The sequence below is a fragment of the Paenibacillus sp. BGI2013 genome, from assembly GCF_002843485.1.
Lineage (GTDB): Bacteria > Bacillota > Bacilli > Paenibacillales > Paenibacillaceae > Paenibacillus > Paenibacillus amylolyticus.
This window is the reverse complement of the sequence record NZ_PJFA01000004.1, coordinates 264,326-290,894: the sequence shown is the minus strand read 5'-3', so window position 1 is coordinate 290,894 and position 26,569 is coordinate 264,326. Positions and strand designations below refer to the sequence as shown.

Below are 26,569 nucleotides of genomic sequence, written 5' to 3'. Positions count from 1 at the left end.
GAACATCGTTAATTGGTGTCCGATCCAAATACCTTCACTTCCCATAGTCTTGGCGTGTACCAATTGTTGGGGTTGTTATGAAGTGCCGCATTTTGCATATTAATTCGTACATACCTGGCAGCAGTGCTCGATAGCGTATCTGATGTGAAACCGTAAGATGTATTATTAGTTCGATCCAATGCCACGGTCCAGTTTATATTATCCGTACTGGTCTCGATTTTGTATTTGTAATAACCTTCGGAGCCTTTTTGCATCCACCAGGAGATTTGCACATTATTCAACTGTTGAACAGAGCCGAGATCGACCTTCCACCAATGTGGCCAGGAACTGCCTGTGCCTACCCATTCGGTTTGATAGTTGCCATCATTAGCATAACTTGCCGGATTTGTTCCAGTAACCGTTTGGGCTGTTGCCGGTTTACCTTGTGACAGCAGTTTTCCATTCTGAACGGGAACGACAACATCATCGCTTGTGTTGTACAGGACTTGATCAAAATAATCATAAAATGCGTAACCATCAGAGAACCAAACGGGAAGCAGTCGTTCCTCTGTTGTTCCATTTTGCGTACCTGCCCAGCCGAACATCCAGCGATACGCAACCATAACCACGTTGTTGCCCGTATTTGGCTTCACCCGCATGACGGAACCCGACTGCGCCGAGAAGGTTGACGTGTTGCCAATCGTCCGCAATTCAGACCAATCTCCGTCTATGCTTGTTGCTGATGAATACAAGGGTATACTCGGATACCAACCTGCCGCTTGGGAAGAGAACAAATAATAAATGCCATCTTTTTTGATCATCTTGGGCAGTTCCCTGTGTTGATTTTGATAAATAACAGAAACTTGATGATCCACATCCAACCAATCGGAGGTTAACTTATATAAGATGGTGTCCGAATTATTATTGGCCGTAGAGATCAGATACGCCGAATCATCATCATCTTTGAAAATGGAGATATCCCGGGATTGGTTCCCTTCCGGTCGAAAGCTTTTGTGAAATGTAAAGTCTTCTCCAGGCGTGGCCGAAGCCACCGATACTCTGGCAAGTGTGTAGTCTGTACTGTTCTCATAGTGAGCCCAAAAAACAAATTTGTTCGTGGGCGCGTGATATAGGATATTGATCCCTTCAAATTTAGAGTTGGCCAGATCGGGATGATCCGTGTAGGACAGGACCACTTTGTCGTTACCGTAGGTGATGTCATCCGTTGACGTCTGTTGAATCATTTCGCCAAAACCGCCTGATGACTTTTGCACGAAATTGAATCTGTAGTAGGTGTCTCCCACTTTAAGTTCATTCGGGAGCATAAGCGTTGATTGCGTTGTGTTATCAAAAGTTGTGAGGTTTTCTGGAAGGCTGTAAGGGGTATATTCTGGCGAGACAGCGGAGGTTAACAAGGAAGTTCCGCCATATGCCTTCACTTGGTATTTGTACGTACTACCTATGTTGAGGTCATAATCATCCGTCGTTGTACCGGTTAGGGTCTGTAATAAATCATAGGGCTCATTGTTCTCGGATCTATATAACTCGTATGCAGTAGTTCCCTGGACAGGTGCCCAATGGATTTTGGCATTGGATACTTCGGATTCATTCTTTAGCACAAACAATGTTGCAGCAACATGGGTCTCTTCACCAGCAGCGTGAACGGTTTGAGCTGAGGACGTTAAATGAACTGTTAACAACATCAATGCAATGACGATAGCCATCCACGATTTACCTTTGATCATGTCTCATCATCTCCTTTTTTTAGAAGACCAACCTTCCTGTTGCCGGAAGGCTGGTTCAGGTGAAACTAGATTTTATTTCAAATTCATCAGTGTCATTACATCCGTCTCGCTGGCTTGGTTGTACCATTCATTAACTTCTTCGATCACGGTGTCTCCGCCTTTTTCATGCCACTGTTTCACAAAGGTATCAAATACTTCAAGCGGCTCATTGCCATATATGATTTTGGTGAACGTCTCTTGTTCCATGGTGGTCAACTGTTCCCACACATTTTGCATCGTTGGCGTTGGTGGACCGTTAAACTCATTTGGCAGTAAAACATCTCTGTTTTCATACGAAATCCGGTATCCGTCCTGCGTCGTTTGATCCTTCGAGGCGCTCTGAATGAGGACACCCGTGTCGGCTTTAACCCCATTCGCCAGATCGTAGTAGGATTGGCCGGGGCCATCAACACTCGGTGTATTTTTGGTAAATGCCATTTTCCCAACACCCTGCACAGCCTCTAATGGCGTATTGAATTTCGTTGGATCAAAAGTGACTTCATCGTTAACGATATCGTAATCGTATCCTTGAGCGTAGCCGTATTTGAACTCTCCCGTGCTGAACGCTGCGTCGTACATTTTATCGTAGTACAGGAAGAAGGCTTCCATGTTCTGAAAATCCTTGTTAAACATGAACACACCATCGTTCAACTGGGCGGATTGGTAGGTCTTATCACCGTTCACACCTTGAATGGTCGGATAAGCGCTGATTTTTGCACCCTCCACATTTTTCTCTACGTCCTTCACACTGTCGTACAGCCAAGGACGACCAATGATGATACCAGCTTTCCCCTCCGTAAAATCAGACAGTGCATCCCAGGCACCTTGGGTGGCCAATTCTTTGTTCAAGTACCCTTGTGCATACCAATCGCGTAACTTGGCAAGTGCCTCTTTGTTGCCAGGAGCCACAGATCCATAGGTGAGTTTGCCATTGTCGTTATGCCATTGCCTTGGAAGATGTTTGCCCGTGTATGCGCTGAATATCATGACTGGATCGCTGACCCAGCCCGTGTTGTAGGAATCTTTACCTGAAAAAGTAAAGCCGTATGTGTCTTTCTTGCCGTTCCCATCTGGGTCCTCATTAGTGAACGCCGCGATGACTTGTTCAAACTCATCAATCGTTGTTGGCGCTTTCAAATTCAATCTGTCCAACCAGTCCTGGCGGATCAACATGACTTCGCCTTCCGTCAAATTCGGCGCGATCGCCATTCCGTAGACCTTACCCTCCCTAACCACTGGATTGAAGGTGGTTGGGTATTGTTTGTATATTTCTTTTATCCGGTCAGGCATGTAGGTTGAGATGTCTTCTGTAATCTCCTTGACCTGCCCCGACTCGATCAGATCATTGACCAGCATGGTATCATAGACAGGCAGAACGTCTGGTAGTTTCTCGGAACCCGTCAGTGCCAGCCGCAGCTTGGTATTATATTGTGAAGCATCACCTCCCAGCAGGGTGGTTTGGATTTTGATACCCAGGTTTTGTTCGCCCCAACGGGTCAATACATTGTCATTCAACGTCTCACCGTTGATGTACTTTCCAGCATTTTCATCCTGTTGTTTGGCGATGGTAATTGTAAACGGTGGGTCATATTTTCCGTCCTTAAGCACCGATGCCGGTGCGGTCTCGGAAGCACTCTCCCCTTTGCTACAGCCAGCCATAAGAACAGCCGACAGCATAACCATACTTACCATTTTCCATAAATCAGTTCTTTTCTTCATGGAAACATGCCCCCTTCACTCATACTCAATTTGTTTGTCGTCATCCTAATTATTCTTTGACGGCTCCTAGTACAATTCCCTTCACGAAATATCGTTGTAAAAAAGGATAGACCAAAATGATCGGTAGCGTGCTTACAAAAATTTGCGCTGCTTTGATGCTTTGCTCCGACATGGCTGCAACTTCAGATTGGCTCATCGCCATATTTTGCATATTGCTCTGCACGACAACAGTCTGTAAGAACGAAGCCAGCGGATACTTACTTGCATCCGACATGTACAAAATCCCGTCAAACCAGGAGTTCCAGTGCCCCACCATAATGAACAAGGATACGGTCGCTATGCCAGGCAGAGATAATGGTAAATATATTTTGCTGAGAATTACGAAAAAGGAAGCTCCGTCAATGAAAGCTGCTTCTTCCAGGGCTTTTGGAATCGTTTTGAAAAAATTGACGAGAAGAATCAAATTATAAGCACCGAAAGCGCCCGGTAACACAAGAGCCCATATGGTATCCTTTAATCCAAGGGCTGTGATCAATATGTAAGAAGGTATCAATCCCCCCGAGAAGAGCATGGTAAAGATAAAAAACCACATGAGCACATTGCGTCCCCGGAATTCCTTGGACAAGGCATATCCTGCACAGGTAAGGATAAACATGCTGATGGTTGTACCCAATACGGTTCGAGTGATGGATGTCAGCATGGCACCGTTGAAATTAGAATTGTTGAACGTTTTTACATAGGCATCCACGTTGAACCCCACCGGCCAAAATGAAACCATATTACCGCTAATGGCCGCTTTACTGCTTAGAGATTGCGCCAACAGATGAAGCAGTGGAAGAAAACACGCCAGACCCGCCAGTATCATGAACGCGTAATTAAAATAGGAGAATACTCTATAACCTGTCGTTTTATGGTACATGATCCCTCTCCCTCCTTGTTAGAATATTTTGTAATTGGCATACTTATAGGCCAGCCTGTAAGAGACAACGATCAAGATCAAGCTAATTCCCGATTTGAACAGTCCTACAGCGGTCCCGAAGCCGTATTGCCCGTTTAACAAGGATGAACGGTAGACATAGGTGTCAATGATATCTCCCGTACTGTAGACAAGCGGATTGTACAGATTGAAAACCTGATCAAAGCCCGCGTCCAGAATATTGCCCAGACTCAGCGTAGAAATGACGATAATCATGGGCAACATGCTAGGCAAAGTTACGTATCGAATTTGCTGCCGGCGTGTGGCACCATCGATCTCGGCCGCTTCGTAATAAGATGGATTAATTCCCGCAATGGTCGCCAGATAAACAATCATGCCAAAGCCAAAGCTCTTCCACACATCGCTGATCACAACCGTAAATCGAAACAGATCAGGATCACCCAAGAAGTAAATGGGATCGTTCCCGAAAATACGTGTCAAGATGTGATTGATTCCTCCGTCTAATCCCAGAATGTCGATCATCAACCCCGCGACCGTTACCCAGGACAAGAAATGCGGCAGATACACCAGTGTCTGAACACTTTTCTTAATGCCCATATTTCGAATCTCGCTCAGCAGGATAGCCATGACGATTGGAACGATAATACCAACGATAATTTTAGAAACGGCGATAATTAACGTATTAACAATCGCTTGTGTGGCTTCTTTATACTGGAAAATTCGTTCGAAATTATCTAACCCGATCCACCGTGAACCTGTGATGCCCAGCCATGGTTTGTAGTCCTGAAATGCCATGAGCAAACCTACCATCGGGCCATAAGAAAAGATGCAGACAAACACAAATGCGGGAATACACAGTACGTACAAAGGCCAGCTTTTCTTGATTTCCTTTTTGAATGAAGTCCGCTGGGATAGCTTTGTTTTTGTTTTTTTCGCGGATCTGGCGGGTACAATCTCGTTAATGTTGCATACCTCCTCTATGATGGTTCTTCGAAAGCGATCCTTGAAGATAAGCTTAACAAAAGCGCTTTCACTCCAAAATGCCAAAATCTCAAGATCATCACCCCACCCTGAAGCACTTTAAAACCGCTTTCATTTATCGTCGTTGCTACCCTTCCGCTTTTTGAAGGTTTGGCTTATATTAAAGTTAATTCGATATGGATTTTAAACTTCTGCGTTTGGCGATATGAAAGGAAACATATATGATCAGAAAAATGTATATGAAGCGATTCATCTATTTCTTTGTTTTTTTTCTGCTGCTGACGTTAAGTTTGTTTTTCGTGATGAACCGATTAAGCTCCAAGACACTTGAAGAAAATCTGATTAGTGCTTCCAAAAACCAGCTTGATTATGTGAAAGGCATTCTTGACGGGATTATATACGAGGCTAATATGTACGGGGTTCAGTATGCGGCAGACAGTGATGTCCGGTTTTATCAGAGGCATGTTATCGAGCTGAGCAATTACGATTCCCAAATGAAGAAAAACGATATCGTTGATCGCTTGCGGCAAACGCTACTATCCAGTCGATCGATTGAATCGATCGGCATTTACTGGAAGTCTGAAGAAACATTTCTGTCCACCAACAGTACGCCGGAGGCGAGACTTCCGTTCAAGGATGTTCATCAACGGGGATGGCAAATCGTCGGCAATCGCTTGTATTACTTTGCCCTCTACCCTTACATCCAAAAATCCGGACAAAATGAACCGACTCAGTACGTCGTTGGTGTAAAGCTGAATACCGATTATTTGAAAAATCTGCTGAAAAAGGCTGTGAACAACGACAGCTCAAACGCTTTTTTTTGGTTTAATTCCCATCAGTTATGGAGTGAGAAAGAAGTCGACAACGATCTATTGAAAGCGGTTACCGATATGCTTTCTCCACAGCCGGAGATCACGTTGAAATATGATTATCACACCAAGTCGGACGATTACTATGTTCTTTCCCGATATATTGAATCAATCGACGCCTACCTGATTACATATACACAGACGAATGATTTTCTGCAACCGATTGACCGCAACCGCAAAGTTTTTTTTGCCAGCATTTTAGCCGTTTTCACGCTTGGTCTGTTTGTGATCTTTACGTTTTACCGGAACTATTACCGTAATATTCGTTTGTTGGAGCGGAAGTTTTCACAGGTTGAACAAGGCAATCATAATACTCGTATTACCGAAAATACGGATAGAGAGTTTTACAGCCTGTTCAGAAGTTTTAATCATATGGTTACCGAGATCCAGGATCTGTTCGTATCCTTGAAGACTGAAACGGAACTAAGACGAAGTGCGGAACTTCAACAACTCCAGGCTCAGATCAATCCCCATTTTTTGTACAACAGTTTGTTTTTCATCATGTCGGTGGCTCAATTCTCACCTGATTCTGTCATGCGCATGAGCAAACATCTAGCTGAATATTATCGTTATTTAACCAAGTTGGACCGGCATGAAGTCACGCTGGAAAGCGAGCTTCAGTTTGCGGAACATTTCTTGATCATTATGGCTCTTAGCAAAAAAATGGAGTACAGTATTGATCTGCCGCCAGAACTGTCCTCCCTTCACCTCATGCCGCTGATAATCCAGCCAGTGGTTGAAAATGCGATTCAACATGGCATTGAAGGACAACAAGGTGCCCATCGGGTGACGATTGAAGTAAAACAGACGGAGACTGCGATAACGATCAAGGTCTCCGATGACGGTAAAGGTCTTTCACTGGATGCTATCCGCAGTCTGGAGGCTCGGCTTGAGAGTGATACCCCGCCTGAAGGAATTAAAGGCGTAGGGCTCTGGAATGTAAATCAACGTCTGAAAAATACGTACGGCGAACGTAGCGGGTTACATTTTACTACTAATGATTGGGGCGGCTTGTCCGTGCTGCTGCTCATCAGCATTCCCGTGGTGAAAGGAGATAACTAATGCGATTATTAATTGTGGATGACGGACATTATGTCGTTGAGTATATGAAGCACTTGCTCGATTGGAACACCTTTGGCATTGATCAGATCGAGACGATGACCAATTCGATTGAAGCCCGAGAGATGTTGACTCAAAACCACATCGATATTCTGATCACTGACATACGAATGCCTGAGGTTTCCGGTATTGATCTGCTTCAACATATCCACCAACATAACTTGCCAACCAAAGTGATCATCCTTTCTGGCTACTCCGAGTTCGAATATGCGCAACAAGGAATCCGTTTAGGTGCGCTGGACTACTTGCTCAAACCTGTCGACAAAGATGATGTGGAGAAAGCCATGTCCAAAGCCATCAACAATATTACAAAGACTAAGCCCGCTCAATCTGTTGCATGGGAGAACTTCGATGGATTGGAGTATCTGCTTTCCTTGCTTGTTCACAATGAGACATTAAGGAAGCAATATGATGCGTATACTGAATTTTTAGGTCATCGTCGTATGTGCTGCTTCAAGCTGGAGGGTTTCACACAGGAACATGAGGATGCTATAAAACATGCTGTCGGAGACAAATTGGATCGTCTCGTGTGGGCTGCGGGAACGGGACTGTTCGGTCTTGTTCCGGAAGAAGCTGCTGCAGAACTGACCATCAAACTGGAGCAATCGGTCGCGTCTCCTCCATTTTTGTTGACTGATCGAAATTTGACCCGACAGATGTTCTACAGGTTCTTTCTTAATGAGGACGTATACTCAGACGACTTCAATGGCATATTCAACCATTCTCCGTCATGCGGTGATTGGGAGTCCGCGGGAAATATCATTAAAAAATATGATCACTTCCATCTCCATAAACAAAAAATAATCTTTCTCATGGAGACCATTCTATATGTATATCTAACGGATAAGGATCGCGATCCCTCTGAAACCGTGGAGTGGATATTCAACCAGTTACGGTATCCTGATGAACTATCCTCAACTCTCATGGATCGGGTCAGTCGAATCAGAAACAACAAACAGATGTCCATTCAAACTATCGTTGACAAAGTACAAACGTATATCGAAGACCATCTGTCACATGGCCTTAGCCTGGATGAACTGGGGAAAGTTGCACATCTCCATCCTGTTTATTTTTCCAAACTATTCAAACAAGAAACGGGCGAAAATGTGTCAAACTACATTTCCAGGAAAAGGTTGGAGAAGGCTTCTCAATTGCTTCAAGATTCGGAACTCCGTGTAGCCGATATAGCGCAGATGGTTGGTTACCGAAAAAATCAATATTTTATCCAGTTGTTCAAAGTCGAATATGGAGTTACGCCCTACCAGTACCGCAGAAATATGATCCATCAATGAGAACGAATAAATAATTTCATCAAATTGATATAAATCGGGTTGACCATGTAGCCATTTGGACTTACGGAATATCTTTTACCCGTGTCCAACCGTCGTATTTGTTCCATTTCCTTCTCATTCAACTCAAAGTCGAATGTTTCTTTGTTCTCTTTTATCCGTTGAGGATTCGATGATTTGGGGATGACAATAATTCCGCGTTGCAGATGCCAGCGCAAAATGACTTGCGCAACCGATTTCTGATGGCAAAGGGCAATTGCCACCAGCTCCGGATGCTCCAGCAGCGCTTTGCTTCCCTGCCCCAACGGTCCCCAAGCCTCATGCAGAATCCGATGTCGAACCATGTAATCATGCAATTCGTGTTGCGGAAATTCCGGATGGGTCTCGATCTGATTTACCATCGGCGAAATCCGGGAATGTTTCTTCAGATGCTCCAGATGCCGGATCTCGAAATTGGCTACACCTATAACTTTGATTTTACCTGCGTCGTATAACTCTTCCATCGCCTTCCAGGCGTTCACGTATTGAGGACCGGCAAAATGAATCAAATACATATCGAGATATGTTACGTTCAGCTTCTGGCAAGTCTGCTCAAACGCCTTTTTCGTCGCACGGTACCCCAGGTCTGTCGTCCATACCTTGGAGGTAATGAAGAACTCCTCCCTGGGAATGCCGCTGTTTTGGATGACCCGACCTAGCGCCGCTTCATTACCGTAAATTTTGGCCGTATCGAAATGGCGATAACCCATTCGAATAGCCTCCTCGACAGTCCTTTCGAAGGTCCCCCCGTCTTTGATCTTATATAGGCCGAACCCGAGTTGAGGAATGTCCACTCCGTTTGCCGCTGCGACTGTCTGATTCATTCGCAACTCCCCCTCCCCGTTTTTTCTAATTGTTGTTCCGATGCTTGTTCTTCACATTGCGTTAGCAACTTTTCTATCTCGTTCACCAGGTTTTTCAACAATTTCAACTTGCTACCGGAGTCAAGGCTGTAATAGTTGAGAGTTCCTTCTTTACGAACACTTATTATCTGTGATTCTTTCAATATTTTCAGATGATGTGATACGGTCGGTCGGGAAAGATGAGTTTTCATCCTGATCTCTCCTACGCGCATGCCGGGTTTTTGCGGCCCTTGAATCAAGGCTATGAGGATGGCTTGCCGGGTCTCGTCTCCGATCGCATTCAACACCTTCTGATTGTTCTTAAATTCGATAGCAATCGTGGTCGCAAGTTCCTGATCCAGGTAAATCATCCCCTTCCATTTAGAATGTGTAATACTTTTGTAGATACAGCCTATCACAATCTCGGATTCGGCTGTACATCGGGAAAGAAATTCAAGAACCTATTTTTCCCATGTCTTAAGAATACATTAGCAAAAGAAGAAGCCACCCCTGACGAATGGAGTGGCTTCTATTAATAGTTGTTATTTTTTTTAAAAGGCATGAAAATTCCAATCAGTTGTTGAAGTAATGAGACTGTTTAAGGTCGGGAATCAGTGCAGGTTGCACTGGCCGCCATCCCATAAGTTCCTGAGTTGCAATGCTTGATCTCGGGATATCGAGCGATGCGAGTGTACTGAGAAAGCCAAAATGGGCATCTGCCTCTTCGCGTGAAATGCTGACTACAGGTACGTTCAGCTGCTCACCAATAGCACTCGCGATGTCGCAAAATGGCACTCCTTCATCTGCGACCCCATCTAGTCGTGAACCAGCGGGTGCCTTTTCTAACGCCAGGCAATATAGATGCGCGGCATCAAGGCGATGCACAGCCGGCCAGCGGTTGTTCCCCTCTCCCACATAGGCTGAGAAGCCCTTAGTCTTGGCAATATTGATCAGGCTCGGCACAAATCCTGTGTCACCCTCACCGTGTACCGATGGACAAAGCTCTACAATCGATGTACGCACTCCACGCCCTGCCAGCGCTAACACTATGTTCTCCGTTGCCACTGCATTCACATGTGTGGTGATTACGAACGGCTTGCCAGATCCTTCAAGTGCCGCCCCCATCGCTTCTACGGCATGCAGATCTGTTGTGAGTGCTCCAGCGAAGTTCGAGAAGTCGTGATGGAATGCCAGATGAATGACGCCATCCGCAGCAGCTGCACCACTACGGAGGCTGTCAAGATCGTTGATGTCTCCGCGGTGTACTTCGGCCCCGGACTCTTCTAGTTTCGCAGCACTACTGTCTGAACGCACGAGACCGATGACCTGATGCCCCCTTTCAATAAGTTCGCTGGTGACAGCGGAACCGATGTAGCCTGTTGCTCCTGTTACGAAAACGCGCATCATGAAATCCTCCTTAAGTTACTCACCCTCATTGTATAACTATGATCACCAAGCAATGGGTCCATCCTCATCTGAAAATGTTCCTGTTGGGCCATCCGCTCCAATCATCGCCAGCCGGACCGCTTCACGAGCCCCTTGTTCAACACTACGAGTACCAGCAAAATTATTAAGCGCAGTGGATGTGAAGCCTGGACATGCCGCATTGACCTTGATGTTTGTTGATTCAAGCGCAAATGCAAAGGCAAGTGTCATCGCATGAACAGCTGATTTTGATGCTAGGCACCAAACATCGCACGATGCGAGTTTTCGGGAATAGAGTTCCAGCTAAGGGAGCCGCCGGTACTGCCTATGTTGACGATACGTGCTGCCGGGGCCTCCCGCAAAAGTGGCAACATCGCCTGCGTAACAGCAATAACTCCAAAAACATTAGTCTCATAAACTGTACGAATATCTTCAAGCGAAGCAACGGTCAAAAGACCACTCGCTGCGCCACCGTTCGGAAATGGTTCACCCGATCTGCCTGCGTGCGAGATCCCCGCATTGTTCACGAGTACATCGAGACGACCAAATTCGTCCCGAATACGTTCTGCAGCAGCAGCGATGGAATTTTCATCTGTAACGTCGAGCTGGAGAGCGTGTGAATTCGAACCGATGCTTTTTGAGGCAGTTTCTCCATTCTCCAGGCTGCGAGATCCGACGAGCACGGTGAATCCTTGTTTCGTGAGATCCTTCGCAATTTGAAGGCCGATACCTTTATTAGCCCCGGTGACCAGAGCGACAGGTTTATTTTGCATAGTTATAATCTCCTTTATTTTGTGATTGGTGGGTCCATATGAACTAAGTTGACGTGTCAACCTCGGATCAAATTTAGCACATTGAAGTTGACGCGTCAACCATGTTATTATGCTCCTATGGATAAAAATGAACTTAACGAAGAAGAAATGCGAATATGGCATATGTGGAAAGGTTCCTTTCAGACCATCTTCGGTCGCATCGTCAAAGATATGGCCGATCACTCAGGACTGTCAGAGGGTGATTTTGGAGTATTGGACCGATTAGTCCTTTTTGGGGATGGTAGCCTTCGCCAACAGGAATTAGCCGACTCTATGGACTGGGATAAAAGTCGGTTATCTCATCATCTGAAGCGTATGGAAAAACGTGGACTCGTGATGAAGAAACCATTAGACAACGATCGTGGAGTACAAGTTAGTATCACATCTTCTGGAAAATCAATGTTAGATGATGCCCGTCCCTTCCTCTCCAAGGCAATACGCAAACATTTTTTTGAACAATTAACCGAACAAGATATCGAGTTGATTACTAAACTGGCGGAAAGGACAAACTCAAGCTCTTAGCGTCTTATCTAGCCGCCGTCTCGACCACGTTTGTTAAAGGTGAGCTTCTAACAAACGTGGTTTCGGTTTGTCAACCAACGTAGAAGGTATATGAAAAATACGTGTCACTTTGTGAGGATTTAAGTTTTTGTTCTCAACATCTAACATGCCATTATCTGGTCACAAATCGAGATGATGGCCTCTACCTTGTAAACAATTAAAATCGTGCTATCCTTATGATGAGGTGGATCAGATGGCAAATATTCAAGAGATTGCACGTCTTGCAGGCGTTTCTACAGCAACCGTTTCAAGGGTAATTAATAGACATCCTTATGTAAGCGATTTAACAAGAGAAAAAGTCTTGAACATCATTGAGCAATTGGATTATGTCCCTAATTCGAATGCAAAGTCCTTAAAAAATGGAGCGACAAAAGTCATCGGTGTTATGGGTGTTACTTACAATCCCCTTTTGATGTCACTTGTCCGTTCATTTCACATGATATCCCAAAAATACGGATTCAACATTATGCTTTTTATGACAGACGGAGATCGTGATAAGGAGCTTGTGGCGCTTGAAATGTTACGCAGTAAACAGGTGGATGCCCTTCTTTGTCTGGTTCGGACGATTGAGTGGGATATCATCGAATCCTATACAAAATATGGGCCAATTGTAACATGGCAGCGTCTTACCAGCGACACCATACCGTCCGTATTTATGGACCAATATCAAGGTTATACGCTGGGTCTCGAATATCTGTATGCCAGAGGTTATCGTAAAATTTTGAACGTATATTCGTCCAAAGGACAAAATACCTTGGAGCGAATAAGAGCTTATGAGGATTTTGTTGAAAAGCATGGGTTGAAGAACACCGGCTTTCCGCAATTTCATAACAAAGTCACCATTCATGATGGTGAGGAAATAGCGCGATGGTGGATAGAACAAACGGACAAGCCGGATGCCATTTCCTGTTCGACTGATGAGGTAGCAGCAGGTATTTTAACGGAGATTCAACGCTCGGGGTTTTCGGTTCCGGATGATGTGGGAATCATGGGATTTGATAATACAGACAGCGCTCACCTGCTGGATCTGACAACGATCCATTACCCCGTGGATAAACAAGCAGAGAATGCCTTTAATATTATTATGAGTATGCTGGAAAATTCGGCATCCAATCTTAATCCTCTTCAGTTTAGACTGATTGAACGAAAATCTACATAAAACAACATCCATCCTTTTAAAAGAAAAAAAGAGCCCATTTGAGATCATGAGTTCTTTTCTCTTCCATCCCGTTAAACTTCATGAACGAACAACATTCAGGCCTGTCCCTATATGAGGGACAGGCCTGAATGACTTCAATCTCTAAATAAATTATTTGTGAAATTGCGGAAGATGTTCTTTATGCGCTTCCAACATTTCATCTAAAACTACCTTAGCAATGTCACCGCTGGTAACGAGCGGATTAAGTGTGAATGCTTGTAGAGCAGTTGCATAATCTCCTGTGACCGCTGCTTCGATCGTCAGTTCCTCCATTGCCTTCATCACCTGCAATAGCCCTTTTTGTGCGGACGGGAATGCGCCAAAGTGAACAGGCTCTGCACCATGGGCTGTAATGATACTTGTAACTTCGATGGCACTGTTATATGGTAGATCACTAATTGCTCCGCGGTTCTGTGTGTTGACTACCATATGCGTTCCCTTGTTGTTATATACGGAATTAATAACTTCACAAGCTGCGTCGCTGTAATAAGCACCTCCGCGTTTTTCCAATTCCTTAGGCTTGTAATTCAGGTTAGGATCTTTATAAAGTTCAAACAAACTTTCCTCCAGGCGTTTCACAACCTGCCCGCGAGTTCCTTCGCCATTGACCGCTTCTACTTCCTCTTCAAGCATGCTGTCGGTCATGTAATAGTACCGGTGATAAGGACAAGGCAGCATACCCAGTTGGAGAATTTGCTCATACAAGAAACGCATGCTTTTTATATTTTCGACCATTTTTTCTGGCTCGGCATCAGGACCGTAGAGCTTTTCGATGGCCTGTTTAGTTAGCTCTTTACCATCTCGGTCATAAATTTTGTGCCAGTGAAGGTGATTAATACCGGCAAATTTGAAGAACAGTTCCTCTTCATTTTTTTCCAGAACAGCAGCTTCATTCTTGGAGGAGATAATCGGAACATTGCACAAACCAATGACCTTCTCCCATTTACCATATTGGAGCACAGCTTCCGTTACCATTCCCGCAGGGTTCGTGAAATTGATTAACCAAGCATCTGGGCAAAGTTCCTTCATGTCCTCAACAATTCCAAGAACGACCGGAATGGTACGGAATGCTTTGAACATCCCACCTGCTCCGTTGGTTTCCTGACCAATCATCCCATGGCTAATCGGAATCGTTTCGTCCTTAATACGAGCTTCCAAAAGGCCGACCCGGAATTGGGTGGTGACAAAATCGGCATCGGCCAACGCTTCTCTTCGATTAAGCGTCAAGTGAATATCACAGTCGATTCCCGCCGCTTTTACCATCCGTTTAGCCATGGCTCCTACAATTTCAAGTTTCTCTCTTCCTGCTTCAATATCTACAAGCCACAATTCACGTATTGGAAGTTCATGATGCCGTTTGATAAAACCTTCGATCAATTCTGGGGTGTAACTCGATCCGCCGCCAATCGTCACAATTTTTAATCCCTTTTTCATTTTGAAGTCCTCCTTGTTCTATTGTGTTCTCAATTTGGACTCTATCTTGTGTAATGCATTACATGTCAAGAACTTTTTTAATGGAATTAAATGGGATTAATTTGTAACTTGAAACCGCTTTATCACTTGTGCTATAGTTACCTCAAATAAGGATTGTGACCGTTGATTCGGGCAATACCTAAGAAAGTTTGAATGCCGTTAACCAATTGGCGGCGTTTGAACTATCTTAGGTTTTTTTTATGCATATTGCAGAAAACAAGGAGCCGATGCACATGATTATTGAAAAAGTATTAAACAATAACCTTCTGCTGACCCGCAATACAAAGGGGAAGGAAGTCATCGTTATGGGTAAAGGCATCTCCTTCCAAAAAAGTGCAGGTGATGAGGTCGATGAACACAAGATCGATAAAATCTTCCATTTAGCCGAGCATGCATTTGCTGTAAAAATGGCTGAACTGATACATGAATTACCCGCCGTTCATTTCGAAGTTGTGAACGAGATCGTAAAACACGCCAACCATGCACTTGGTACTGAACTCAGCGACAATATTTATCTGTCGTTAACCGACCATATCAGTTTTGCCATCCAACGTAAGAACAAAGGTATGGAGATTAAAAATGCCATGCTGTTCGAAATTAAACGTTTCTATAAAACGGAATTCAGTATCGGATTGGATGCACTGCAGTTAATCAGCGACATGATTGGAGTTTCGCTCGGCGAAGATGAGGCTGGTTTTATCGCCTTACATGTAGTCAATGCCCGACTTGACGGCACTGAAATGAAATTGACGATAAAGATGACTGAAATTGTCAACGAAATTTTGAAAATCGTCACGTACCATTACGGCACTGTTCTTGATGAATCGAGCTTAAATTATTCACGTTTTTTAACACACCTTCAATATTTCGCCATGCGCTTATTGCGCCACGAGATTCACCAAAGCGGCGAAGATTTTTTATATCAGCAGGTGAAAAAGACTTATGTCAGAGCCTTTTCTTGCACTTGCAAGATCAACGAGTACTTAGAAAAAACGTATGTACAGTCCTTAAACAAAGATGAATTCGTTTACTTAACCATTCATATCCAGCGGCTTACTGAACGAAGCACTTTATAGCCCTATTTCTTTCAAGCTAAAACTTCATATACAACACATTAGGATAAAGGATTGTGACTGGTAAAGCAGGCAAAACCTGGACTGATGGCAAAATGATTTTTCTTTTTATTTTGCCACGAGTTCAGGTTTTGCTGCTTTTTGGAAGTGAAACGATGTAAGCCGGCACATCAGGAACGAACAGCTCACAACCTGAGATCAATTACCCATCATGAAGGAGGCAATATGCTATGAGTAATAAAGACAAAGAACTGTCCATACGTGTTATTGAACTTGTTGGCGGTGAATCTAATGTGAATGATGTATATCACTGTGCAACCAGGCTTAGATTCACCCTGAAAGATCATACAAAAGCGGATGAACAGGCGTTGAAAAATACAGCTGGAGTCATCACCGTTGTGAAAAGCGGCGGTCAATTTCAAGTCGTCATCGGCAATAACGTGTCCACAGTTTATGAAGGAATCATGGAGCACACCAACCTTCAAGATGGCGGCAGCAAAACGGATACTAAAGAGAATGCAGAAAAAACAGGAATATTCGGAAAAACCGTAGATCTTATTTCCAGTGTTTTTTCCCCGTTGCTCAGTGCGCTAGCTGGCGCTGGATTGCTCAAAGGTCTGGTTGTTTTGTCTGTGGCGCTCGGCTGGCTAGATGACACCTCCGGAACTTATCTAATTTTAAACGCGGCATCAAGCAGTGTATTCACCTTTTTGCCCATATTTTTGGCAGTTACTGCCGCAAGGAAATTCAAAGCTAATATGAACGTATCCTTGGCTATTGCAGGAGCCCTGGTCTTTCCGACCATTTCCGCTGCGTTTAATAGCGGTCAAACTTATGATTTCTTAGGCATCCCCATAGTGCTTGTGATGTACACTTCCACCGTGTTTCCAATCCTTCTGGCGGTGTGGGTTCAATCTCATATAGAAAAATGGTTCAACTCGATTATTCACCAGTCTATCCGCAATATTCTTGTGCCGATGCTGTCGCTTCTAATTGTCGTCCCGCTTACCATTCTTGCTTTTGGACCGATCGGCAACAGTGTTAGTCAGGGGTTAGCTAGCGGTTTTACCTCACTCATGCAATTCAGCCCAATGTTGGCAGGAGCAGTCACTGGTGGTTTCTGGCAGGTCATTGTTATCTTTGGACTTCACTGGGCTTTTCTTCCAATTACACTTAATAATCTGGCGACAATAGGCTATGACTTAATGCGGCCGATGTTGACCGTAGCCGTGCTGGCTCAAGCCGGTGCTTTGCTCGCCGTTATGCTGAAAACCCGCAATTCACAGCTTAAAACCCTTTCCGGATCTGCTACGATTACTGCAATTTTCGGAATTACGGAACCAGGCATTTACGGGGTTACTTTACGATTGAAAAAACCGTTCATTTACGCATGTATTTCCGCAGCGATAGGGGGAGCAATTATCGGAGTCGGGGGTGGTCGGGCAGTCGCTTACTCACTTCCCAGCCTGCTCGCTTTTCCTACTTACGTAACAACGGGGTTCGCCTCGGTTGTGATCGGTGTTTCCGTATCTTTTGTCCTGGCTTTTCTACTCACGTTGCTGCTTGGATTCAAGGATCTTGAGGCTACTGTTGAGGAGCCGCAGACTGAAACTTCTGGACAGGAAAAACAAGCGATTGAGCCAAGTGAATCTCGGTTAAACAAGGAAATCATTGTGAGTCCGCTGAAAGGCAGTGTTCAGCTACTTGAAGATTTGCCTGATCCCGCCTTCTCTTCAGGTGCCATGGGACAGGGGCTTGTCATTGAACCCACTGATGGAATTTTGGTATCGCCAATCAATGGTGTCGTAACCACCGTATTCCCTACCGGTCATGCGCTCGGTCTGACCACGGACAGTGGCATGGAGCTTCTGATCCATATTGGAGTGAATACGGTAAAGCTAAAAGGACAATTTTTTGAGAAAAAAGTTAAAGAGGGCGATCGGGTTTCTTGCGGGCAACTGCTTGTAGAGTTTGACGCGGAGCAAATCCGGACAGCGGGTTACATCACTGCCACCTCAGTCATCGTTACCAACTCTGCCAACTACTTGGACGTGTTAAAAACTACCGAACAGGAAGTGAAGCAAGGCGATTATCTAATGTCGGCGGTAGTCTAACGATTGGAGATGGATTACCTGTCGGTAATTGAACTATTTTCAGGTTATATAACTGTCTACTAATTCACTTATTCCGTATGATCCAAAGAAGCCACTCCGGCAAAGGAGTGGTTTTTCTCTGGATAGCACTTTCCGTTTATTTATCAGCTACAATTGTAAATTCCCATGGAAGTTTTCGGTTTGCCAATCACGATGTCGGATGAAACTCTTGGACCAGTAGGCATCTCTGACTCCACGCTTAACTAGATAATACCAAACGCCTTGTTTCATGAAGACGAAGCAGTTTTGTTGTGATTTTTACATTTCTAATCTATATGAGCGATTAGCTAAAATTGCTCAAGTATATATAATCATCAGTACATCTACCAATTTTCAAAAACTCTCTTTTAGTTTTTTAGAATTGGCATATCCTTAAGTAAATTTTTTAAGTTTATAGCATCCCATGGAAGATGTTCTGTGATACCTAGTCCAACAACCGTAGTTAACAAGCTAACTTCTTGTATTAAAGTTATCAGCTCTGTAAGTTGCATCGTACCCATACGAGTATGAATTTTGTCAGACAGCGGCTTAGCAAATGACAATGACCTGAAAATCTTCGGATCAAGTACATCCAAATCCAAATGAATTACTACGTATTTGATTTGATTTTCTGAAATCCAGTCCAATATTGGTTTATTATTATCCTTTAATTCGGCGCTAGTTGCTGAACTAATAGATAACCTAGAAATAAGTTCCGATTCATGTTCAGTTGTTTGAACAAGTCCCGCTAACATAACGTTCTTCGGTAAGAAAGGCTTTTTAACCTTTTGAGAAAATTCTGGCGCTCCCTCACCTAACAGATTTCCTAATATATGAGCATGCCCGTTGGGCGTCACCTCTGGGGTTGCCACGTCAGGATGTGCATCGATCCATAATAGTCCAACTTCACTATTATAACGCTCATTTAAATAGGCGAATGGCGCTTGTTCAACCAAACAATCCCCGCCAAACATAACAATTCGATCGGGTTTATAAGCTTCAATTAAATGAGTTGCTGCATCCAGTTGATTCAACAATTGGTTCTTACCTACGATTCCTCCTAAAATACCTTCCTCTGTGTGGAGAGTCATATCTTCACTATAGGATACAGGTACTTTAACTGTCGTATGATTATTGTTTTCTGGAGCTAACCATGCTAGGAGCTCAGCTCCAAGAATATAACTTGGTTTGTTTCCTCCCTGCCACTGGGGCATTAGCATGCGTAACGTTTTAACAGTTTTATTATCAGTCACTTGTTTGTTCTCCTATCTAATACAGATGTAGTTCTTATGAATGCTACTAAGGAGACTAACTATATGAAGAAAGTGCTTCTGTTCCTTAATATCGATGGTCCCTTTCATTAAGCGCATACTTTTGAAGCATTAGTATCTTAATCGTTAAGGATAGGCATTTTCTGAAGTAGTTGTTTTAAGTTTATTGCATCCCATGGAAGATGTTCGGTTATCCCGAGACCAACTACATCAGTGACATCACTAACTTCATTGATCAATTTTGCTACCTCAAAAAGTTGCATTTTGCCCATAGGAAAATCAATCTCTAAGTCTGATAACGGATTTGCAAAGAGCAATGATCTGAAAATTTTCGGGTCAAGAACGTCCAGATCCAAATGAATCACCAAATATTTAATCCTATTCGTTTCGATCCAATCCAACACAGTTTTGCTACTTTCTTTTAATTGAGAACTGGACGCTGATTTAATTGATAATCTTGAAATTAGTTCCGATTCTTGGCCAGTCGGTTGATCTATTCCCGCGATCATTACGTTCTCTGGACGAAAAGGCTTATCTACTTTAGCAGCGAATTCAGGAGCTCCCTCACCTAATAGATTACCCAATACATAAGTATGACCATTGTAGTATTCTTTTGGTGTTGTTATATCAGGATGCGCATCAATCCAAAGTAATCCCAACTCACCACTGTAACGTTCGTTTAAATAAGCGAATGGGGCTTGCTCCACTAAACAGTCTCCTCCAAACATGACAATTCGGTCTGGTTGATATGCTTTGATTAAATGATTTGCCGCATCAAGTTGATTTAATAATTGCTCTTTTCCCACAATATCACCTATAATACCTTCCTCTTTTTCCAAGGGGGTATCATCGCTCATTGAAACAGGTACTTTAACGGTTATATGCTTATTATTCTCTGGAGCTAGCCATTCAAGAAGCTCAGCTCCAAAGGAGTAATTAGGATTATCTCCCCCTTGCCATTGAGGCATTAACATACGCAACGTTGTCGAATTTTCTTTGCTTTTCATGATCTTTTCTCCTTTACATCGAGGGTACAATTTAGTATACATGAGTCACATATTATGAATAGTACGCACTTTTATGATAGTTACTTTCCAAAAAGATAGTGTGTAACTTATAGATGAATTCCACAGGCGGTATCAAAGATACAAACATCTTTCGTTGTTATCTGAATAATAACGTTAAAATCACTTTGAAATGGATATTTTCCAATATTAATTAGTATATAATTGCAACCCACTAATTGAATGTCTGTTTTCTACCTTAATTGCCACAGGTCATCCGTTTAAAACGACCTATGGCAATATTATTATTGCTCAATAAGTTCTGAAAGCCATTTATTTGGTGTCGAGAATGCATACCACTGATTGAGAGCTCTACACAGATAGTATGACATCCTCAGTTTGAAATAATTGAGTAAAATACTTTTGTCTGTTCCCATTAAAGGATTTCAAAATTTTTGATCGTTGCATCTGGTCGCAGTATCTTATCCTCTCTCATCTCAGCTAGTAGCTTACCTTCTTTAACTTTAGTAACCCAATCGTGGTTAGCTAGAGCTCCCTTTCCTAATGTCACGAGATCAGCCTTATCATCAGTGATGATTTCAGATGCTTTTAATGGATCTTCAAGTTGACCGTTGGCAATGACAATTTTACCTGAAAATCTTTTAGCTAGTTGTACCAATGAAGGCCCGTTCTCTTCGAAAGCAGGCTTCCATGCCTTATATTCAGTCACATGAATGTAATCAAGCCCGGTTTGCCCTAATCCACCGAAAATGACTTTAGCATCTGCTTCACCTCCACCCCATTTATGGATATAGTCATTGACTTTGGCTTGAGAAATTCGAATACCTACTGTAAAATTCGGTCCAACGGCTTTACGGACTGCAGATGAAACTTCAATTAAAAGCCGTACCCGATTTTCGGTCGAACCGCCATACTCATCTGATCGTTCATTAGTGTAGTCGGTCAAGAATTGATCAAGCAAGTAACCATTGGCTCCATGAATTTCAACACCATCAAACCCTACTGCTTTTGCCCGGATTGCTGATTCCACAAATCCCTGAATCACTTGTTCGGTATCTTGCTTTGTTGCAGCTATCGGAGTAGGAAATTTATCAACTCCACCATAGAACGCCAAAGGATCTCCTTTAGGTTGCACTTCTGAAGGAGCTAGGTTATGGGAACTGAAGCGATTTCCTTGAGAAAGTGCTCCTGCATGCTCAAGCTGAACTATAATTGCAGCATCCGCTTCATGTACAGTATCCACGACTTTTTTCCAAGCAATAGCTTGTTCTTCATTTATCAAGCCAGGTTGGTTAAAGTAACATTGACTGTACAATTGATCTGTGTATGTTCCTTCTGTAATGACAAATCCAAAACCTCCACGAGCAAAAGACGCATAATATTCAGCCATCTGCTCCGTGGCAAGACCTTCCGGAGTAGCACTCGTACGAGTCATTGGAGCTACTCCTACACGATTTTTTAGAAAGTTATAACCAACGTTGACAGGTTCAAACAATTTATTTTTTGGTACCAAGTTAACCATCCACCTTTAACAATTATGTTTATATATCTTTCAGAATATGAACATTATAAAATGAATGAAATGAACAGTAAAATTGATGTTATTGAATCTTTAGTTCATTAAAAATGAACTCACTTTAGGAGGGTATCTATGGAACTCCGCCATTTGATTACATTAAAAACTATTGTTGAAAAAGGAGGATTTAAGAAAGCAGCTGAACATCTCGGTTATGCTCAATCTTCTGTCACGACACATATTAAAGAATTGGAGGAAGAGTTCGGTAAGCCTATTTTTGATCGCTTAGGTAAACAAGTTGTGCTCACACAATACGGACATCAATTTCTGCCGTATGCTCATAAAATTATTGAGTTGTATACGCAAGCACTTACTTCAAATGATGAGCCCTCGGGAAATTTGACACTAGGTATTTCGGAATCCTTAATGATCTGTCGCATCCCTTCTTTATTGGTTGAGTATGGTGAGAAATATCCGCAAGTTAATCTTTCGCTCAAATCACTTGACTACCAAGATGTCTCTCAAGCTGTTCAAAATGGTGAGATTGACCTTCTTGTTGCCTTAGAAAAAGAGGGATGGGGGGCTCCCGAACTACACTGCGAACGTTTGGTGAGAGAAAAAATGGTCCTTATTAGTCCCCCTCATGAGAAAAACCATGCAAAAGGAACTGTGTTATATACGGAACGTAGCTGCAGTTACAAATCTGTATTCAAGGATTACATCAATTATAAAAAAGTCGATGTTATGAACAGTATAGAGTTCCAAAGTATCGAAGCGATTAAGCAATGTGTGAAAAACGGACTAGGCATTTCGATGGTTCCTTACTTTTCTGTCAAAGAAGAATTAAAATCCAAAAAATTTCAAGGCGAAGAAGTTGGGTCTGACCGCCCTACAATATCCACATATTTGGCATATCACAAAGATAAGTGGATTTCACCTGCAATGAAACAGATGATTAATCTAATTCAAAAACACGCAGCTAATTGGGAATAGCTCACTTTTGAATAAAAAGAAAGTCAGCTATTAAATATAATAGCTGGCTTATTATTATGTGCATAATAGAAACTCCTTACTCAAAAAATCTTGGGATATCTACTAAAAATAAGTGTTTCATTTTCACATTTTTGAGTAGGAATTTTTAAATATCAACGACGATAGAACATTTATTAGCGCTGGGGCTCAAATCCTCAGGTAAATGTATCAACTTATCTAATAGGAAAAAATATACAAATCATAAAATCATCCAAGGCATATTCAAGAAAGTGGTCAACCACGCTTCAATCTAATCCGAAATGACACAATGTTCTTGTCCCTCGACATCAACTCATAATATATGGGTATCGACCGAACCATTAAAGGTTAGGATGACATCAGGTCTCGCATCCATAATCTTTTCCAGATTGGTTGAGTCACTACCCAAGTCAATAATCTGGGCAGGACAGGCGTAAGGCTGTAATGTAGCAAACTCCTTCATTGCTTCCACCCCACTAGTTGATGCGAATGGAGACCTATTCAAAGCAAAAATTATCTAATCGATCATTGTAATAAGTTCTTTCCCCTCAACCTTTTAGATAGGCAATTACATGAATAAACAAAAAAAAAGCCGCTGCTTTAGCGACTTTGAATGATATTATAAAACCAACGATTTAAACTCTTGCATACCTAATCTCCAGCAGAGTATCCTATGAAAAATATTTCCCTGAGTGCAGATCTTCTATTTCTTGAGAAAGTCTTTTAGTATGTAACTTCATAATTCTCCAACCTCCATACTTACACATAATCACTGTTCTTTTCGTTTAAAAAACATCTTGCCAACCATAAGTCCCATAGCCGATGAACAGATCAGATACCCAAAGAACAAGAAAAGTAAATAAATAACATGAAGATCTGCAGGAATCTGTTTCAAACCTTCAAACCAAGCAAAACGAAAAGGATAAAAGATGACTACCCAAATGATCAGCAAGAAAAGAAGAAAATTAATTATTTTTAGCACTATAATGATCCTTTCAAGCTTGAGTGGAAACAGTTGAATGTATATGCTTCATCTTTCATTTCGCATTACGTTACCACTGCCCGCACTATATTAGTTAGCTTATGTATTAGGGTTGATATGTTGAAACTATAAATAATTACTAATTATAACAGGAAACATTAGGGAGATGATCGTTACGGCATAAAGAAGCCCTTTCTTTTGGTGGAACGAGCTTCTTTTTGCGTTTCACGATAACACTTTATGCTTACTGAACACCAGGCGCGTTTTCATTCGTAGTTAAATTCGATCTTTTCTTCTTTCTTGGCTGCCCTTTCCAGGACAGATAAGTCCAAATCCGTAGGATATACTCGACAGGTCCATTGCTAAATTTCTTAAGATATAGCGGACTGAGCCACAATTGAATAACGTAGACAGCAAGCGCAATAAGTGCTCCGATAAACACGCCAGCACTTCCAAACAGTCCCAGGCCATATCCATAGAAAATTGTTGTACAGATTACGCTCTGCATCAGATAATTCGTCAACGAGAGACGGCCGACCGCCTCGAACCTGCCCATCAGGCTGAAACGGCGGTTTCCAGCATACAACAGCGCGAATGCGTATATGTATCCGAGTGCAAGCAACGCTCCTCCAAGCGTCCCCCCGATTCCGATTCCGAGCCAACCTTCCGCACCCAATTGTGGTGCCAATACACCGTATGCTTTGAGTATCAAACCTACCGGAATCAATAATGATGCCCGGCGAAGATATATAGCTCGCATCGTTTGGGGATCGCTAAACGTGCCTATTCTGGCAGCGTGCATGCCGAGCAGGAACATCGGCACCGTCATGAGTGGTGCTAACATCAGGGCTATCAGGGCAAATGACAGCTCCAAATCCCCGCCGAATGGATCGCCGTTATTACTGAAATTCCTGATTTCCGCGTATGTGCCGTTGCCGTATACATCCTGACTTTGAATGATGTAGTTCTCCATATGAATGGACTCAATCGCCAGCGGGTTCATCGGATTAGATGCCGGGAGACCAAGTATGCCCGCTCCCATGAGTAGCAGTACCGCCCATATGAGCAACGTTTTGGGCTTCCGATTAAGGAACATGAGCAAGAAGAAACCGAGTACACCATAAAATGTAAGGATATCCCCTTCCCACAGATAGATGATGTGCAGTAATCCGATTCCAAACAGTAGTAGAAAACGGCGTGCCAGATGACACTTTGGTCGTAAATCTCGTGATTTTAGGCTTTCCGAGAGCTTAACCATTCCAAAGCCAAACATAAATGCAAAAATCGGCATAAAACTTCCCACCACAGTGATCAGCAGGAATGAGAGGAAAGCCTGATCTGCTCCGCCAATCCCGAACAGTTGGGGTTTGCTCTGGCCATACATTCCATATTGGAAAGCCAGCATATTCGCCAGCACAATGCCGACCAAACTGAATCCACGCAGTCCATCAATGACTTGAACGCGCTTTTTTGATGTGCTCAATCAATCACCTCTGTCTATAACATAAAGATCAGATCTAAATATACGTTAAATCCTTCCATAATTTCAACATAAATTAATAAGCGAACGTTTATATTTTGATTTACTTTGACGTACCAATAAAACAAAAACAAAAAAAGTCGCTAAATTTAGCGACTTTCAGTTTGAACACCTTAAAGAGTGACAATAATCGGACCATTTTTAGTAAGGATAATGGTATGTTCTATTTGAGCTACATAGCTGTTTTTAGTAACAAAGGTCCAGCCATCTCCAGTTTGGACTACTTCTTCTTCTGAAGTTGAAATAAATGGCTCGAATGCGATAACCATACCTTCTTTTAACAATTCATCATCCGATGGATCATTATAATTATAGATGTGGTCAGGTGCTTCGTGTATTCCACGTCCAACACCATGTCCTGTAAGGTTTTTGATAACCGTTAATTCATGCTGTCTAGCAGTTTGGAATACGGCTTTTCCGATCCCGCTTTTTTTGGAGCCCGGTTTTGCTTTTTTTAGACCTGCTTCAAATGCCAATTTAACAACGTCGCATATTTTCGTTAACACTTCTGCACCTTCGCCTACGACAAACGAGAGTCCCGTATCTGCAAAATAACTGTTCTTGGAGCCAGACACATCAATATTGACGATGTCCCCTTCTTGAATAACCCGGTCTCCCGGAATACCATGTGCCACTTCTTCATTAACACTAATACAAGTAAATCCCGGGAAATTATATTCACTTTTTGGAGCAGAAACTGCGCCAGCTTTCTCAAAAAGCTCTCCTGCCAAATCATCAAGTTCTTTAGTCGTTACGCCTGGGATGGTTCTTTGAACCAATTCATCTCGAATAGAAGCTACAATTTTGCCAATTTCCTTCAAGCCATTAAAATCTTCTTCTGTTCTTGCGATCATTTTTTCTTACCTCACTATCTTTTATCATTAATTGATTACATAAGTGTTATCTTTGATTGCACATTAGATAATCATATCCAAAGCAGCAAAGCTTCGCAACTTTTTTATCAACATTATGAGTGTGGTTATTCTCTTGTA

At 42.8% G+C, this 26,569-nt stretch carries 23 protein-coding genes; 7 read left to right on the top strand and 16 right to left on the bottom strand.

Annotation, left to right across the window (positions count from 1 at the left end; genetic code table 11):
- Positions 1–8: 8 nt before the first annotated feature.
- From CXK86_RS12305 to CXK86_RS12290, 4 genes are all read right to left on the bottom strand, one after another.
- Positions 9–1,724, bottom strand: coding sequence for a discoidin domain-containing protein (locus CXK86_RS12305; RefSeq protein WP_051447402.1), 1,716 nt, complete (start codon positions 1,722–1,724; stop codon positions 9–11).
- A gap of 72 nt (positions 1,725–1,796) precedes the next feature.
- Positions 1,797–3,482 (bottom strand): type 2 periplasmic-binding domain-containing protein, encoded by a 1,686-nt coding sequence (locus CXK86_RS12300; RefSeq protein ID WP_076253113.1) that lies wholly within the window; start codon positions 3,480–3,482, stop codon positions 1,797–1,799.
- A gap of 49 nt (positions 3,483–3,531) precedes the next feature.
- Positions 3,532–4,401 (bottom strand): carbohydrate ABC transporter permease, encoded by an 870-nt coding sequence (locus tag CXK86_RS12295; RefSeq protein WP_017688372.1) that lies wholly within the window; start codon positions 4,399–4,401, stop codon positions 3,532–3,534.
- An 18-nt stretch (positions 4,402–4,419) separates the two neighbouring features.
- A complete protein-coding gene (locus CXK86_RS12290) occupies positions 4,420–5,304 on the bottom strand; it encodes an ABC transporter permease (RefSeq protein WP_036616097.1) in 885 nt (294 codons plus the stop codon).
- Positions 5,305–5,621: 317 nt separating this feature from the next.
- On the opposite strand from CXK86_RS12290, the gene CXK86_RS12285 reads away from it, so the two are divergent.
- Positions 5,622–7,331, top strand: a complete 1,710-nt coding sequence (locus CXK86_RS12285) for a sensor histidine kinase (protein ID WP_036615670.1) — start codon at positions 5,622–5,624, stop codon at positions 7,329–7,331.
- On the top strand, positions 7,331–8,680 hold the full coding sequence (locus tag CXK86_RS12280) for a response regulator (protein ID WP_076253112.1): 1,350 nt from the start codon (positions 7,331–7,333) through the stop codon (positions 8,678–8,680). Before CXK86_RS12285 ends, CXK86_RS12280 begins: the two co-directional genes overlap by 1 nt.
- On the opposite strand, the gene CXK86_RS12275 is transcribed toward CXK86_RS12280, so the two are convergent.
- From CXK86_RS12275 to CXK86_RS12260, 5 genes are all read right to left on the bottom strand, one after another.
- The gene (locus CXK86_RS12275; protein ID WP_036615674.1) at positions 8,674–9,540 is read right to left on the bottom strand and encodes an aldo/keto reductase; all 867 of its coding nucleotides are present in this window, start codon (positions 9,538–9,540) and stop codon (positions 8,674–8,676) included. The two genes, CXK86_RS12280 and CXK86_RS12275, sit on opposite strands and share 7 nt — an antisense overlap.
- Positions 9,537–9,929 (bottom strand): ArsR/SmtB family transcription factor, encoded by a 393-nt coding sequence (locus CXK86_RS12270; protein WP_047843023.1) that lies wholly within the window; start codon positions 9,927–9,929, stop codon positions 9,537–9,539. Before CXK86_RS12270 ends, CXK86_RS12275 begins: the two co-directional genes overlap by 4 nt.
- A gap of 202 nt (positions 9,930–10,131) precedes the next feature.
- Positions 10,132–10,962: an SDR family oxidoreductase gene (locus tag CXK86_RS12265; RefSeq protein WP_101313824.1), complete on the bottom strand. Its 831-nt coding sequence runs from the start codon at positions 10,960–10,962 to the stop codon at positions 10,132–10,134.
- 45 nt (positions 10,963–11,007) lie between these two features.
- Complete coding sequence (locus tag CXK86_RS32660; protein WP_257467826.1) at positions 11,008–11,214, bottom strand: Rossmann-fold NAD(P)-binding domain-containing protein; 207 nt, start codon at positions 11,212–11,214, stop codon at positions 11,008–11,010.
- Between the two features lie 23 nt (positions 11,215–11,237).
- Positions 11,238–11,756 (bottom strand): SDR family NAD(P)-dependent oxidoreductase, encoded by a 519-nt coding sequence (locus CXK86_RS12260; protein WP_257467825.1) that lies wholly within the window; start codon positions 11,754–11,756, stop codon positions 11,238–11,240.
- 117 nt (positions 11,757–11,873) lie between these two features.
- Here CXK86_RS12260 and CXK86_RS12255 point away from each other — a divergent pair, with 117 nt between their 5' ends.
- Both CXK86_RS12255 and CXK86_RS12250 read left to right on the top strand, forming a co-directional pair.
- Positions 11,874–12,317 carry a MarR family winged helix-turn-helix transcriptional regulator gene (locus CXK86_RS12255; RefSeq protein WP_101313823.1) on the top strand — a complete coding sequence of 148 codons (444 nt, stop codon included), beginning with the start codon at positions 11,874–11,876 and terminating at the stop codon, positions 12,315–12,317.
- A 232-nt stretch (positions 12,318–12,549) separates the two neighbouring features.
- Positions 12,550–13,515, top strand: coding sequence for a LacI family DNA-binding transcriptional regulator (locus tag CXK86_RS12250; RefSeq protein WP_101313822.1), 966 nt, complete (start codon positions 12,550–12,552; stop codon positions 13,513–13,515).
- 150 nt (positions 13,516–13,665) lie between these two features.
- Here CXK86_RS12250 and CXK86_RS12245 read toward each other — a convergent pair whose 3' ends face one another.
- On the bottom strand, positions 13,666–14,988 hold the full coding sequence (locus CXK86_RS12245; RefSeq protein WP_076253107.1) for a 6-phospho-beta-glucosidase: 1,323 nt from the start codon (positions 14,986–14,988) through the stop codon (positions 13,666–13,668).
- Positions 14,989–15,260: 272 nt separating this feature from the next.
- On the opposite strand from CXK86_RS12245, the gene licT reads away from it, so the two are divergent.
- The gene (gene licT, locus CXK86_RS12240; RefSeq protein WP_101313821.1) at positions 15,261–16,103 is read left to right on the top strand and encodes a BglG family transcription antiterminator LicT; all 843 of its coding nucleotides are present in this window, start codon (positions 15,261–15,263) and stop codon (positions 16,101–16,103) included.
- A 227-nt stretch (positions 16,104–16,330) separates the two neighbouring features.
- Positions 16,331–18,214 carry a beta-glucoside-specific PTS transporter subunit IIABC gene (locus tag CXK86_RS12235; RefSeq protein WP_101313820.1) on the top strand — a complete coding sequence of 628 codons (1,884 nt, stop codon included), beginning with the start codon at positions 16,331–16,333 and terminating at the stop codon, positions 18,212–18,214.
- Positions 18,215–18,600: 386 nt separating this feature from the next.
- On the opposite strand, the gene CXK86_RS12230 is transcribed toward CXK86_RS12235, so the two are convergent.
- The 3 genes from CXK86_RS12230 to CXK86_RS12220 form a co-directional block, all read right to left on the bottom strand.
- On the bottom strand, positions 18,601–19,452 hold the full coding sequence (locus CXK86_RS12230; RefSeq protein WP_036616104.1) for an arginase family protein: 852 nt from the start codon (positions 19,450–19,452) through the stop codon (positions 18,601–18,603).
- A 170-nt stretch (positions 19,453–19,622) separates the two neighbouring features.
- Entirely contained in the window at positions 19,623–20,510 is an 888-nt protein-coding gene (locus tag CXK86_RS12225; RefSeq protein ID WP_036671243.1) for an arginase family protein, read from the bottom strand.
- A 433-nt stretch (positions 20,511–20,943) separates the two neighbouring features.
- On the bottom strand, positions 20,944–22,041 hold the full coding sequence (locus tag CXK86_RS12220; RefSeq protein WP_257467822.1) for an NADH:flavin oxidoreductase: 1,098 nt from the start codon (positions 22,039–22,041) through the stop codon (positions 20,944–20,946).
- A gap of 138 nt (positions 22,042–22,179) precedes the next feature.
- On the opposite strand from CXK86_RS12220, the gene CXK86_RS12215 reads away from it, so the two are divergent.
- Positions 22,180–23,037: a LysR family transcriptional regulator gene (locus tag CXK86_RS12215; protein ID WP_036615694.1), complete on the top strand. Its 858-nt coding sequence runs from the start codon at positions 22,180–22,182 to the stop codon at positions 23,035–23,037.
- 331 nt (positions 23,038–23,368) lie between these two features.
- On the opposite strand, the gene CXK86_RS32045 is transcribed toward CXK86_RS12215, so the two are convergent.
- The 3 genes from CXK86_RS32045 to map form a co-directional block, all read right to left on the bottom strand.
- Complete coding sequence (locus tag CXK86_RS32045; protein ID WP_180361756.1) at positions 23,369–23,518, bottom strand: hypothetical protein; 150 nt, start codon at positions 23,516–23,518, stop codon at positions 23,369–23,371.
- A gap of 763 nt (positions 23,519–24,281) precedes the next feature.
- Positions 24,282–25,520 carry a DUF418 domain-containing protein gene (locus CXK86_RS12205; protein WP_101313818.1) on the bottom strand — a complete coding sequence of 413 codons (1,239 nt, stop codon included), beginning with the start codon at positions 25,518–25,520 and terminating at the stop codon, positions 24,282–24,284.
- 170 nt (positions 25,521–25,690) lie between these two features.
- On the bottom strand, positions 25,691–26,431 hold the full coding sequence (map, locus tag CXK86_RS12200) for a type I methionyl aminopeptidase (RefSeq protein WP_101313817.1): 741 nt from the start codon (positions 26,429–26,431) through the stop codon (positions 25,691–25,693).
- Between the last annotated feature and the right edge of the window lie 138 nt (positions 26,432–26,569).